Source organism: Microbacterium sp. R1, from assembly GCF_015159725.1.
Lineage (GTDB): Bacteria > Actinomycetota > Actinomycetes > Actinomycetales > Microbacteriaceae > Microbacterium > Microbacterium oxydans.
This window is the reverse complement of sequence record NZ_JADDUD010000005.1, coordinates 71249-84525: the sequence shown is the minus strand read 5'-3', so window position 1 is coordinate 84525 and position 13277 is coordinate 71249. Positions and strand designations below refer to the sequence as shown.

The 13277-nt window shown below is 69.6% G+C and carries 11 protein-coding genes; 6 read left to right on the top strand and 5 right to left on the bottom strand.

Going from position 1 to position 13277, the window contains the following annotated elements; translation table 11 throughout:
- Positions 1-37: 37 nt before the first annotated feature.
- Complete coding sequence (locus ILP86_RS17285) at positions 38-1960, top strand: PRD domain-containing protein (protein WP_113681214.1); 1923 nt, start codon at positions 38-40, stop codon at positions 1958-1960.
- 9 nt (positions 1961-1969) lie between these two features.
- Here the strand turns inward: ILP86_RS17285 and ILP86_RS17280 are convergent, their stop codons facing one another.
- Genes ILP86_RS17280 through ILP86_RS17270 form a run of 3 tightly spaced genes read right to left on the bottom strand, consistent with a single transcriptional unit; the run spans position 1970 to position 4751 of the window.
- Entirely contained in the window at positions 1970-2233 is a 264-nt protein-coding gene (locus ILP86_RS17280) for an HPr family phosphocarrier protein (protein ID WP_046748957.1), read from the bottom strand.
- Positions 2234-2235: 2 nt separating this feature from the next.
- Positions 2236-3921, bottom strand: a complete 1686-nt coding sequence (locus tag ILP86_RS17275; RefSeq protein ID WP_193762536.1) for a phospho-sugar mutase — start codon at positions 3919-3921, stop codon at positions 2236-2238.
- Positions 3918-4751 carry a purine-nucleoside phosphorylase gene (locus ILP86_RS17270; RefSeq protein ID WP_046748959.1) on the bottom strand — a complete coding sequence of 278 codons (834 nt, stop codon included), beginning with the start codon at positions 4749-4751 and terminating at the stop codon, positions 3918-3920. The genes ILP86_RS17275 and ILP86_RS17270 overlap by 4 nt, the downstream gene beginning before the upstream one ends.
- Positions 4752-4799: 48 nt before the next feature.
- Between ILP86_RS17270 and ILP86_RS17265 the strand changes: the two genes are divergently transcribed.
- Entirely contained in the window at positions 4800-6248 is a 1449-nt protein-coding gene (locus ILP86_RS17265) for an NAD(P)H-quinone dehydrogenase (RefSeq protein ID WP_046748960.1), read from the top strand.
- Between the two features lie 64 nt (positions 6249-6312).
- On the opposite strand, the gene ILP86_RS17260 is transcribed toward ILP86_RS17265, so the two are convergent.
- Positions 6313-8079, bottom strand: a complete 1767-nt coding sequence (locus ILP86_RS17260; RefSeq protein WP_046748961.1) for a biotin carboxylase N-terminal domain-containing protein — start codon at positions 8077-8079, stop codon at positions 6313-6315.
- Between the two features lie 78 nt (positions 8080-8157).
- Positions 8158-8796 carry a nucleoside triphosphate pyrophosphatase gene (locus ILP86_RS17255; protein WP_193762595.1) on the bottom strand — a complete coding sequence of 213 codons (639 nt, stop codon included), beginning with the start codon at positions 8794-8796 and terminating at the stop codon, positions 8158-8160.
- Positions 8797-8819: 23 nt separating this feature from the next.
- Here ILP86_RS17255 and ILP86_RS17250 point away from each other — a divergent pair, with 23 nt between their 5' ends.
- From ILP86_RS17250 to ILP86_RS17235, 4 genes are read left to right on the top strand one after another with little or no spacing between them, the layout of a single operon-like run.
- Positions 8820-10067 (top strand): class I SAM-dependent RNA methyltransferase, encoded by a 1248-nt coding sequence (locus ILP86_RS17250; RefSeq protein WP_141370134.1) that lies wholly within the window; start codon positions 8820-8822, stop codon positions 10065-10067.
- A gap of 41 nt (positions 10068-10108) precedes the next feature.
- Positions 10109-10768: a response regulator transcription factor gene (locus tag ILP86_RS17245; RefSeq protein ID WP_046748963.1), complete on the top strand. Its 660-nt coding sequence runs from the start codon at positions 10109-10111 to the stop codon at positions 10766-10768.
- Positions 10758-11993: an ATP-binding protein gene (locus tag ILP86_RS17240; protein ID WP_193762535.1), complete on the top strand. Its 1236-nt coding sequence runs from the start codon at positions 10758-10760 to the stop codon at positions 11991-11993. Before ILP86_RS17245 ends, ILP86_RS17240 begins: the two co-directional genes overlap by 11 nt.
- Positions 11990-12982, top strand: coding sequence for a hypothetical protein (locus ILP86_RS17235; protein ID WP_230977937.1), 993 nt, complete (start codon positions 11990-11992; stop codon positions 12980-12982). Before ILP86_RS17240 ends, ILP86_RS17235 begins: the two co-directional genes overlap by 4 nt.
- Positions 12983-13277 lie beyond the last annotated feature (295 nt).

Sequence of the window (13277 nt, the reverse complement as noted above, 5' to 3'; positions counted from 1 at the left end):
TCGAGACGGTGCAGTCAGCACGCGGGAGGGGAGGATCATGTCGCGCCAGCGTCAGGACCAGCTCCTCGCCGCGCTGCTGCGTCAGGAGGGCTGGGCTACGGCCGCGAGCCTCGCCGACCTCATGGGGGTCACCCCGCGCAGCATCCGTTCCTACGTCGCGGCGCTGAACGCTCGCACGCCCGGAGCCGCCGTGATCGAGTCTGGTCCCGCGGGGTATCGCGCCGGATCCGGTGCACGAGGTGCGATGCGCATGCGTCAGGGCGGGGAATCGGCCCCTCGCGATCGCCTGCACACCCTGGTGCGACTCCTGCTCGATGAGCCGGCCGGCATCGATGTCTTCGACACCGCGGAGGATCTGCACGTCAGCGAGGCGACGCTCGAAGCGGATCTGGTGCGCGTGCGCGGCCTGCTCGACGACACCGACCTGACGCTCGAGCGCGAGCGCGAGATCGTGCGTCTGCGCGGCAATGAGACAGCGCAGCGCCGTCTGCTCAGCAGGCTCGCCCACGACGAGATGGATGATGCCTCCTTCCATCCCGAGACGTTCCGGCGCGCGCTGTCCGGATCGGCGGTGGACGCCGGCGCGGTCGGTCCCTTCAAATCGGCCCTGGTGCGCGAGTTGGGTGAGCTCGGCTACTACGTGAACGAGCTCGCGATCTCCGACGTGCTGCTGCACATCGCGATCGCCGCGGAGCGGGTCGCTGCGGGACACACGCTCGAATCTGCACCGGCGGGCACGCGCGAGGAGATCCCGCGCGTGGGGGCGGTCATCGCCCGCCTGGCCTTCGAGCACTTCTCGGTGGTCCTCGGCGATGGCGACAGCGGCCACCTCGCCTCCCTCGTGCTGACGCGCATCGTCGCGCCGGGGGAGGCGACGACACGCGAGGTCGCCCGCAGCGGCGTCGACCCGATGGTCGAGGCCGCCGTCCGTGCGGAGATCACGCGTGCGGCCGAGGACTTCGAGGTCGACCTCGTCGATGAGACCTTCGTCCTGCGTCTCGCCCTGCACGTGCAGAATCTGCTGCGGCGGGCGGAGGAGAGCGCCCTCACGCGGAACCCGCTCACCCGGTCGTTGAAGGCGACGTACCCGATGATCTTCGAGGTGGCCGTGTCGATCGCGAGCGGCCTGCACGACCGCGTGGGCACGCCGATCCACGACGACGAGATCGCCTACATCGCCATGCACGTGGGCGGCCGTCTCGAACGCAGCCGCAAGGCGGAATCCATACTCACCGCCACGATCGTGTGCCCGGGGTATCACGAGCTGCACGAACTGCTCCGCTCCAGCGTCGACCGTTCCCTCGGGACGGCCATCGAGGTCACCACCGTCGTCACCAATGTCGATCCGGACTGGTCGTCGTTCGATACCGATCTGGTCCTCAGCACCATCGAACCGGGATCCTCCGGCGACCGCTTCGTACGCATCCAGCCGTTCCTGACCGATGCCGACGTCGACCGCATCCAGCAGGCGGCGGCGCGGGTGCGGCGGGGACGGCGTCTCACCCGCCTCCGCGGTGAGCTCGCCCGCTACTTCCTCGCGGACGCCTACGTGTTCCCCCTGCCGGATGAGGGGGAGGAGGCGATCATCCGGCGTCTGGGCGGTCTTCTGGTGCAGGCAGGCCTGATCGGCGAGGACTACATCGAGAACACCATCGTGCGGGAGCGGATGTCGTCGACCGCCTTCACGGATGCGCTCGCCGTGCCGCACGCGCTCCAGATGACCGCCACTCGCACGGCCATCGCCATCGGCGTCGCGGACGGCTCAGCGGCCTGGGGCGGAGGGCGAGTGCAGGTCGTAGCCCTCGCGGCGTTCAGCGAGAGCGACCGTGCGGCTTTCCAGACCGTGTTCGAGCAGCTCGTCGAGGTGTTCAGCGAGCGCGAGAGCGTGCAGCGGATCGTCCGGAAGGGGACGACTTTCGAGGCGTTCCTCGACGAGCTCGTCGCCGTGATCGACGGGTGAGGGTCGCGGTCAGCCGCGGGGAGCGAGAACCTCCGCGAGCTGATCGAGGACGGCCTCGGACGTCGGAGACGGTGCGGTCTCGATCTCGACCGGATCTCCTGTCGCGATCCCGAGGTCCATCACGGCCAGCACGCTGCTCAGGTCGACGGTGGTGCCGTCGGCCGTGCGGAGGGTGACCGGAGACCCGTGCGACTGCGCGAGTCGCACGAGCTCGGCCACCGGACGAGCGTGCACGCCGTTGTGCGCGCTGACGATGATGCGTCGGATCGGCATGCTCAGGAGCGTTCGTCGAGCAGGGTGCGCACCCCGGCTTCGAGTTCGGCGACGGCCTCTCGCGCGCGCTCGGCGGAGTCCGCCTTCGCGTCGATGTAGACCTTCAGCTTCGGCTCGGTGCCGCTGGGACGCACGATCACGCGGGATCCGTCCGTCAGCCGGTAGCGGAGCACGTCACCGGACGGCTGCCCCTGGCCCGCCTGCAGCAGATCCTCGGCCGAGGCGATCGACCGACCGGCGATGTGTGTCGGCGGAAGCGTGCGCAGGGCGAGCATCACGGTACCGATGATCGAGAGGTCTTCGACGCGCACCGACACCTGACCGCTGGCGAAGTGCCCGTAGGTCTCGCCGAGTTCGTCCAGCAGGTCGCTGAGCGTCGCTCCACGGTCGCGCGCCTCTGCCGCGAGGCCGAGGACCGCGACGGCGGCCGACACGCCGTCCTTGTCGCGCACGGTCTCCGGGTTCACGAGGTAACCCAGAGCCTCTTCGAAACCGAAGACGATGCCAGGGGCGCGTGAGATCCATTTGAAGCCCGTGAGCGTCTCGTGGAAGTCGAGTCCGTGGTGGGTCGCGACGGCGCCGAGGCCGGGGGAGGAGACGAGTGAGCAGGCGAGTGATGCCCCTGGCGTGCCCGCCGCAGCACGTGCCGCCCTCGCGCCGAGCAGGAGTCCGACCTCGTTGCCGGTGAGGCGACGCCAGCCGTCCGCTGCCGAGTCGTCGGGGATCGCGACGGCCAGGCGGTCGGCGTCGGGGTCGTTGGCGAGGATGAAGTCCGCCTTGACGCGCCGAGCCCTCGCGAAAGCGAGATCCATGGCACCGGGCTCCTCCGGGTTCGGGAAGGACACGGTGCGGAAGGTGGCGTCGGGCGTGAGCTGCTCGTCGACGACGAGCGGCTGCGGGTATCCGGCGTCCTTGACGATGCGGGACAGCGTCTCCCAGCCCACGCCGTGCATCGCCGTGTACACCCAGCGCATCCCGGTGGTGCCGGCGGGGGCGGGGGCGACGGCGGCGGTCGCTGCGATGTAGGCCTCGACGACGTCCTCGCCTGCGACCTCGTATTCCGTGGAGCGCGGCAGTGCCGTCACCGGTCCGGCGTCCGCCATCCGCTGGATGTGCGCGGCGATCTCCGCATCGGCCGGAGCGACGATCTGCGACCCCTGATCCGCGCCGCCCAGGTACACCTTGTACCCGTTGTCGTTCGGCGGGTTGTGGCTCGCGGTCACCATCACGCCGGCATCGGCTCCCAGGTGGCGCACGGCGAACGCGAGGACGGGGGTGGGGAGCAGACGGGGGAGCAGGACCGCCCGCAGTCCGGCTCCGGCGAACAGCTCGGCGGAGTCGGTCGCGAACACGCGGGAGTTGCGACGCCCGTCGTATCCGATCACCACCGTCGGCGTCTGGCCGTTCGACTTCTGACCGTTCGACTTCTCGCGCAGGTAGGCGGCGAATCCCGCCGCGGCCTGCGCGACCAGCACCCGGTTCATCCGGTTGCTCCCGGCGCCGAGCTCGCCGCGCAGACCGGCGGTGCCGAAGGCGAGACGCGTGCGGAAACGGTCGTCGAGGTCGGCGATCGCGTCCGCATCCCCGGCGGCGGCCCGGGTGATCACACCGGCCAGTTCGTCGCGGGTCTCGTGGTCGGGGTCCTGGCGCAACCAGGCGCGGGCCTGCGCGAGCCGCTCCTCGCTCACAGGGCCTCGACCACCCTGGCCAGAAGCGCGGAGATCACGGGCTCCGCCTCCCGTCCGGCCTCGATCACCTCGGCATGGCTGAGCGGGGTCTGCTGGATTCCCGCGGCGAGGTTGGTGATCAGGGAGAACCCGAGGATCTCCATGCCGGCCTCGCGCGCGGCGATCGCCTCGAGCGCAGTCGACATGCCGACGATGTGGCCGCCGATGTGCTTGGCCATCTGCACCTCTGCCGGGGTCTCATAGTGCGGGCCGCGGAACTGCGTGTAGACGCCTTCGTCGAGTGAGGGGTCGATCGAGCGGGCGACGTCCCGAAGACGTTTCGAGTACAGATCGGTGAGGTCGACGAACGTGGCCCCCTCGAGCGGCGAATCGGCCGTGAGGTTGATGTGATCGCTGATCAGCACGGGCTGGCCAGGGGTCCAGGTCTCGCGGATGCCGCCGGCTCCGTTGGTCAGCACCATGATCTTGGCGCCCGTCGCGGCTGCCGTGCGGACGCTGTGCACGACGCGGCGTACGCCGTGGGCCTCGTAGTAGTGGGTGCGCGCGCCGATGACGAGGACGTTCTTGCCGCCGGGGGTGCGGATGCTGCGCAGTGTGCCGACGTGGCCTTCGAGCGCGGGCTTCGAGAAGCCGGTGACCTCGGTCGCGGGGATCGTGGCGACGGTCTCGCCGATGATGTCGGCCGCCTTGCCCCAGCCGCTGCCGAGGGTGAGGGCGATGTCGTGGTTCTCGACGCCGGTCAGACGGGCGATGTCGGCTGCGGCCTGCGCGGCCACCTCGAACGGGTTCGCGGTCGGGTCGTCGAGGGGGTTGCTGTGCGTTTCGGGCATGGATCCACTCTAGGAAGGTGCAGGCTCGGGTGCCAGGATTGCGCGAGAATGGATTCCATGTCTTCCACCACTTTCGAGCGCACTCAGCGCGTCGCCGTGCTCGGCGGCGGTCCCGGCGGCTACGAGGCGGCCCTCGCGGCCGCCCAGTTGGGTGCCGAGGTCACCCTGGTCGAACGGGTGGGAGTCGGCGGATCAGCCGTGCTCACCGACGTCGTGCCTTCGAAGAGCCTGATCGCCACCGCCGATGCGGCCGTCGCCATCTCCGAGGCCAGCGACCTCGGCGTGAACTTCTATGCCAAGGGCGACCACTCCCGCCCCCTCAAGCCCGAGATCGCGATCAACCTCGCCGCCGTGAACAAGCGCCTCCTCGCGCTCGCCGGCCAGCAGTCCGAGGACATGCGCGCGACGCTCCTCGAGGCCGGTGTGCGCATCCTGTCCGGCCACGGACGCCTCGAAGGGCCCACGGCGATCATCGTCTCGACCGGCCAGGGCGGCACCGACTTCGACCGGGTCGAGGCCGACACCATCGTCGTGGCCGTCGGCGCCTCGCCGCGCGAGCTGGACTCCGCGAAGCCCGACGGCAAGCGCATCCTGACGTGGACGCAGCTGTACGACATGAAGGCGCTCCCCGAGCACCTCATCGTGGTCGGATCCGGTGTCACCGGAGCGGAGTTCGCCTCCGCGTACATGAACCTGGGCGCCAAGGTGACCCTGATCTCGAGCCGTGAGCAGGTGCTCCCCGGCGAGGACAAGGACGCGGCTGCGGTGCTGGAGAAGGTCTTCAAGCGCGGGGGAATGCAGGTGCTCTCCAAGTCGCGCGCCGACAAGGTGGAGGTCACGGACGACGGCGTCACCGTCACGCTGTCCGATGGGCGCACGGTCGAGGGCAGCCACTGCCTCATGGCCGTCGGGTCCATCCCGAACACCGCAGGCATCGGTCTCGAGGAAGCCGGCGTCGAGCTCGACGAATCCGGGCACGTCCGGGTGAACAAGGTCGCTCGTACCTCGGTCCCCAACGTGTACGCCGTCGGCGACTGCACGAACTTCTTCCCGTTGGCCTCCGTCGCGTCGATGCAGGGGCGCACCGCGGTGTTCCACGCCCTCGGCGACATCGTGATCCCGTTGGAGCTGATCAAGATCACCTCCAACATCTTCACCGCGCCAGAGATCGCCACGGTCGGCTACGGCGTCAAAGACGTCGAGGATGGCGTCGCGGACGGCATGGTCTACAAGCTGCCTCTCGCGGCGAACCCGCGCGCGAAGATGATGGGCATCAAGGACGGCTTCGTGAAGCTCATCGCGCGGAAGGGCTCCGGTACGGTGATCGGCGGTGTGATCGTCGCTCCGAAGGCCTCGGAGCTGATCTACCCGATCGCGGTCGCCGTCGAGCGCCGCCTCACGGTCGATCAGGTCTCGCGGGTCTTCGCCGCCTACCCCTCGCTGTCCAGCAGCATCACCGACGCGAGCAGGGCGATGCACCTCGTGAACATCTCCTGACGCCCGTAGGCACAGCAAAGGCGCCCCACTTCGGTGGGGCGCCTTTCGCGTGTCAGCGGGAGGATCAGCTGATGGTGAGCAGCTGGTGTCCCGCGGAGACCGTGGCGCCGGCATCGGCGTTGATGTTGCCGACGACGCCGTCCTTGTGCGCCTGCAGCGGCTGCTCCATCTTCATGGCCTCGAGCACGACGACCAGATCGCCCTTGACGACCTGCTGTCCGTCGGCGACCGCGATCTTCACGACCGTGGCCTGCATGGGGGACTTGACGGCATCCCCCGAGGCTCCGGCGTTGGCCGTTGTGGCATGGCTGCGGCGCGACGGGGGAACCGCGGCGGGGCGCCCAGCGGTGCCTGCGGCGACGGCGACGCGGTCCGGCAGGCTCACCTCGAGGCGCTTGCCGGAGACCTCGACGACGACCGTGTGCCGGGCTTCGGAGGCAGCCGGCGCCTCGAGCTCTCCGTCCCAGGCCGGGATGTCGTTGACGAACTCGGTCTCGATCCAGCGCGTGAAGATGCCGAACTCGCCGCTCTCCGCTGTGAACGCAGGATCGCGCACGACCTTGCGGTGGAACGGGATGACGGTGGGAAGGCCGGCGACCTCGAACTCGTCGAGGGCACGGCGCGAGCGCTCGAGGGCCTCTGCCCTGTCCTTGCCGGTCACGATGATCTTGGCGAGCAGCGAGTCGAAGGCACCGGAGACCGAGTCGCCCGCAGTGACACCGGAATCCAGACGGATGCCGGGGCCTCCGAAGGTCTTGAAGACGTGGATCGGGCCCGGCTGGGGCAGGAATCCGCGACCGGGGTCCTCGCCGTTGATGCGGAACTCGATCGAGTGGCCCTGCGGCTTCGGGTCGTCGTAGTCGATGGTGCCGCCGGCCGCGATACGGAACTGCTCTCGTACCAGGTCGATGCCGGTGACCTCCTCGGAGACCGGGTGCTCGACCTGCAGACGTGTGTTCACCTCGAGGAAGGAGACGGTTCCGTCGGCTCCGATGAGGAACTCGCAGGTACCGGCGCCGACGTAGCCGACCTCCTTGAGGATGGCCTTGGAGGCGGCGTAGAGGAGGTCGTTCTGCTCCTGCGTGAGGAATGGAGCCGGCGCCTCCTCGACGAGCTTCTGATGGCGGCGCTGCAGCGAGCAGTCACGCGTCGAGATCACGACGACGTTGCCTTCGGCATCGGCCAGGCACTGGGTCTCGACGTGACGCGGCTTGTCGAGGTACTTCTCGACGAAGCACTCGCCGCGGCCGAAGGCGGCGACGGCCTCGCGCGTGGCGGACTCGAAGAGCTCGGCCACCTCGTCGAGCTCACGCGCGACCTTGAGGCCGCGTCCGCCGCCGCCGTAGGCGGCCTTGATGGCGATCGGGAGGCCGAACTCCTTCGCGAAGGCGATGACCTCGTCTGCGCCCTCGACCGGTCCCGGCGTTCCGGGGGCGAGGGGCGCGCCGACCTTCTCGGCCACGTGACGCGCGGTCACCTTGTCGCCGAGGGCCTCGATGGCTTCGGGGGAGGGGCCGATCCAGGTCATCCCCGCGTCGATGATGGCGCGGGCGAACTCGGCGTTCTCGGCGAGGAAGCCGTAGCCGGGGTGCACGGCGTCGGCGCCGGCACGGCGGGCGATCGAGAGGATCTTCTCGATCTGGAGGTAGGTCTCGGCGCTCGTCGAGCCGCCGAGCGCGTAGGCCTCGTCTGCGAGGCGGGTGTGCAGGGCATCACGATCCTGGTCGGCGTAGACGGCGACGGAGGCGATCCCGGAGTCACGGGCGGCGCGGATGATGCGGACGGCGATCTCGCCGCGGTTGGCGATGAGCACCTTGGCGATAGCAGGCATGCTTGCCAGCCTAGCGAGAACGACCGCGATCCCTTTGACGACTCCCCACAAGAAAGTCGGGAAAACGTGGATGGGAGTCTACGACCAGAGGTCGGTCCAGCGAACGCCGAGCTCCGCGGCGAGACGGCGGACGGTGGAAAGGGACATGCCGACGACCGTGGACGGGTCGCCCTCCACGCGGGTGATGAAGGCTCCCCCCAGGCTGTCCACGGTGAAGGCCCCCGCCACGAGCAGCGGTTCGCCTGAGGCGACGTACGCGGCGATCTCGGCGTCGGTCACGTCGGAGGCGAACGTCACAGCGGCTTCGGCGACGGCGGTGGCTTCCGTGGGCTCGGCACCGGGGGCGACCCGGAAGACGGAGTGGCCGGAGTGCAGGATGCCCGTGGCTCCGCGCATCTCTCGCCAGCGCCTGGTCGCTTCCTCCGGAGTGTACGGCTTGCCGTAGACGCGCCCGTCCAGCGCGAACATCGAGTCACCGCCGATGACCAGGCCGTCGAACCCGCCGTGCTCGACGAGGCTGTGTGCCACGGCGGAGGCCTTCGCGCGGGCGAGCAGCAGCACCAACTCCTCGGGCGCCAGGGGCTCGCCCCTTTCCGCCTCCGCAGCGGCGGCGACGGCGTCCTCGTCGACGTCCGGTGACACCGTGAGCGGCTCGATGCCCGCCTGACGCAGCAGCATGAGTCGGGCGGGAGAGGTCGAGGCGAGGCAGACGCGCATGTCCACCACCGTATCCTCGAAGGATGACTTCCTCCCCAGCCGACGTGCTCGAACTCGACATCACCGGCATCGCTCACGGGGGCACGTTCATCGCGCGGCACGAGGGACGAGTGGTGTTCGTGTCCGACGCGATCCCCGGTGAGCGCGTCCGTGCCCGACTGATCGCTCCGCAGGAGGGGGCCGATGCCGACACCCGCAGTTTCTGGCGGGCCGAGACGATCGAGGTGTTGGAAGCGTCGGAGCACCGCCGTCCCCACATCTGGGCGGAGGCCGACGTGTCGCGCGATCCCGCTGATCGTCCAGGAGGAGCTGATCTCGGGCACATCGATCTCGATCACCAGCGTGAGCTCAAGAGGCGCGTGCTGACCGAGGCCCTCGACCGCTTCGCGGGGAAGGGTCTCGTCGCGCCCGAGATCGAGGCCGTGGAGTCCGGAGACGGTCGAGGATGGCGCACGAGGGTGACGCTGCACGTCGACGACGCGGGAGTGGTGGGGCCGTATGCCTCACGCAGTCACCGTGTCGTGCCGGTGACGTCGTACCCGCTGGCGCGGCCGGCGATCGCCGCGGCAGCGCTCGCGCTGCAGGGGGAGGCTCCCGGTCGCATCGAGCTCGTGGAGCCCGCCGACGGCACCGTGCGCGTGATCCGTCGTGAGGAGACCGAGCGCGCCCCGCGCGTGCAGAGGGGCTTCCGCAAGCGCCCGGCGCCCGAGGTGATCCAGGAGATGGTCAACGACCGCCGCTTCGACGTCGACTCCACGGGCTTCTGGCAGGTGCATCCGCGCGCCGCCTCGGTGCTCGATGCCGCGGTCTACGGCATCCTCGACGGTCACGTCGACGAGGAGAAGACCCATTTCGACCTGTACGGCGGGGTCGGGCTGTTCGCGGCGACCCTGGCCGACCTCGGGGGCACGGACATCGTGACGGTCGAGTCGAGTGCACGTGCCACTCAGCATGCTGCGGCGAACCTCGCCCCTCTCGAGATCGACGCGGTGACAGCCCGAGTCGATCGGTTCCTCGCCACGCGCAAGGGCGGCGGTCGGGCCGGGGCCGTCGTGCTCGATCCGCCGCGGGCCGGAGCGGGGCGTCAGGTGGTCGAGGCGATCCACGGGCTCGCCCCCGACGCCATCGCCTACGTCGCCTGCGACCCGGTGGCGCTCGCACGCGATCTCGGCACGTTCCGCACGCTCGGGTGGAATGTCGACCGTCTCCGCGGCTTCGATCTGTTCCCGCACTCCCACCACTTCGAGGTCGTGGCACTGCTCACACGATGAGCGATCCACGGCCTTCCGAGGGGACTCAGTAGGCTGAGGGGATGAGCACGGTCGCACTCATCGACGATCACGAGTCCGTTCGCCTCGGTCTCGAGGCCGCGTGCGAGCGGGATTCGCAGACCGTGGTCTTCTCCGGGAGCACCGTGGTGTCGTACATCGACTGGCGGAAGGCGACGGGGGCCGCGCCGGCCGATGTGGTCGTGCTCGACCTCACGCTGGGAGACGGCACGACCGTTACTGAGAACGTGACCGCCCTCGTGAACGACGGCGCCAGCGTGGTGATCCACAGTGTGGCGGATCGTCCTGCAGCCGTGCGGGAAGCCCTCTCCGCCGGTGCGGCGGGAGTGGTGAGCAAGTCGTCAGCACTCGACGACGTGCTGGACGCGATCCGCACGGTCGCACAGGGCGAGGCCCTCAACAACGTGGAGTGGGCGAGCGCTGTCGACGGAGACCGCGCGTTCGCCGACGCGCAGCTCGCCACCCGCGAACGGGAGGTCCTCCGCCTGTACGCGACGGGTCTGCCGTTGAAGGCCGTGGCCGAGAAGCTGGGCGTCGCGTACTCGACCGCCAAGGAGAACATCACCCGCATCCGCGTGAAGTACGTCGAGGTCGGGCGCCCGGCGCCCACGAAGGTCGACCTGCTCCGGCGAGCGATGGAAGACGGGATCGTCACAGCCGACGAGGCACTCGGTGGCCGCTGAGCCGCTGAGCATCCGCGACGCCTGGAGCAAGATTCCGTCTCCGGGCAGCACGGAGACAGCATACGAGCGCTTCACCGGCAAGCGCATGGAGCGGATCCTCGCCATCGTGGTCGCGATCGGCTCGGCTGTGCTCGGCGCCCAGGCGCTGGTCTCCGCGATGGCATCCCTGTCGGACGCGGACCCCGCGCATGTGGTCGCGTTGTGTGTGGTGTTCGTGCCCCTGCTCGCGATGCTGGTGGCGTGCCTGATCGGACGCGGGGTGCGCACCGTCTCCGGCATCTTCGCCGTGGTGTACGTGCTGGTGCTCGCCGCGTGGCCGACGATCGTCGACCCCTCCGACAAGGGGGCCGGAGAGCAGCCGTGGATCTTCTTCCTCGTCAACGTCGGTGTCGTCGCGGCCATGCTCGCCTTCCCCCTGGCGCTGCAGTTCGTCTGGGCGGCGGGAGTGCCGTTCGTGTACGGCTATGTCCGTCTCGTCCAGGGCGAGTTCTCGCGCGATTTCTGGGTGACGACCGCCTTCGACGTCTCGTTCACCCTCATCCTCGGCGTGGTGATCGTCTCACTCGGCTGGATGTTCCGCTCGGTCGCCGCCGGGGTGGACGAGGCCAGGGGGCAGGCGGTCGCGTCGTACTCCACTGCTGCGGCAGCGGCGGCGGCCGAGGAGGAGAGGGCGGCGATGTCCGCCCTGATGCACGACAGTGTGCTGGCCGCTCTGATCGCCGCGGAGCGTGCCGAGGGCGAACGCGCCAGGGAGCTGGCCGTGGCGATGGCGCGAGAGGCTCTCACGCGCCTCGCGAACACCGAGGCCGCCGTCGCACAGGAGGGGAGCGACGAACCGGTCGGAACGGTGCAGATCGTTGTCGAGCTGCGTCGGGCGCTGTCCGAGCTCGGCGCCGATGCGATCGTGGAGGAGCGCGGAGGCATCGGACTCATCCCCGGACGTGCTGCCCGCGCGCTGGTGCTCGCGGCAAGACAGGCAATCGGCAACGCGGTCTCGCATGCCGGCGGGCGCGGACTCCACATCATCGTCGAAGGGCACGGGGACGAGGGCATCGGCGTGACCATCTCCGACACTGGACCCGGATTCGACGTCGAGTCGATCGGCGTCGACCGACTCGGGATCCGTGCGTCGATCTTCGCGCGCATGGCGGGGGTGGCCGGCACCGCCGACATCCTCTCCGACGGGCACGGGACCACTGTCGTCCTGGGGTGGGAGCGCTCGTGAACCGCACCGTCCGGAGTGTCGCCACCTCCCTCGCCGTCGGCTTCGCCCTGTACTTCGTCGCCAGGGGGATCTGGTGGATCGAGCAGCCGACCGCACCGCTGGTGATGGTGCTCGCGATCGGGTTGTACCTCGTGGTCGTGAACGTCGCGATCCTCGGACACGGCGCCGTCGTCAGGATGCCGATGTGGTCGGCGATCCTGGCGCTGGTGGCGAGTGCGCTCATCCCCATCCTCGTCACCTCGTCGCTCGACCCGGCGGATCGGACGGCTCCCTTCGCCACGTGGTACATCGGGGCGCTCGGACTGCTCGGCGTCGTCTGCGTCGTCCGGAGGCGCGCTCTGATCGGTGTTCTCGTTCTCGGGGTGCTCGTCGTCACCGCGTCGGCCTATCTGGGATTCGTCGTCGCCCTCAACCTCGGACTCGTCGGCTCCATCATGTGGGTGGTGGTCGCTGGGCTCCTGGTGATGTTCTGGGACCGCGCCGTGCGTGACACGGAGCGCCTCGCCGAGATCCAGCAGGCCGTGTCCGCGTGGCATGCGACGCAGCGGGTGCGTCAGCGGGAGCGGCGCCTGCGCACGCAGTTCGCGCTGGCCGTCGCCGGTCCCGTCCTCAGCAGAGTGGTGGCCGCGCGGGGTGTGCTGGACGAGCAGGAGCGGATGGACGCCCGCCTCGCCGAGGGCAGGCTGCGCGACGAGTTGCGCGGAGCCGATCTCCTCAACGACGCCGTGCGCAACGCGATCGAGGCGGCACGACGCAGGGGGGTGGTCGTCACGGTCTTCGATGAGGGCGGTTTCGACGGGATCGACGAGACACGGCGAGAACTGATCAGGGACGAGCTGGCCGTCGTGCTCAGTCGCGCGCAGACCGCTCGTCTGATCATCCGCTCGGCGCGTGATCCCCGTGTCGCCGTCACGGTGGTCGGCCGCGCCGGCTCACGGGCGTCCGGCGACGATGACGCCGTCGACCTCTGGCACGAGATTCCGCGCTGACAGGCGGGCACAGGGCTGACGGGCGGGGTCAGGGCTGGCAGGCGGGGACAGCGGACGAGCGCATGCGTCCTCGGCTCCGGCCTGGGGAGATGACCGGAGTCGAGGATGGTGAGAGTGGGAGAGGGGCGGCGAATCCGCCTGCCCCTCTCCGTGCGGACAGTTACCCGAAAACCGTCCGCTGGTGGCCGATCAGCGTCTGTCTACCCTGGGACAGAGAGACCAGCCGAACGCGAAGCGTCCCCCTCAGTCTGATGGTTCGCGCGAGCATTGTCTGTAGGTATTTTGGGGGACACGA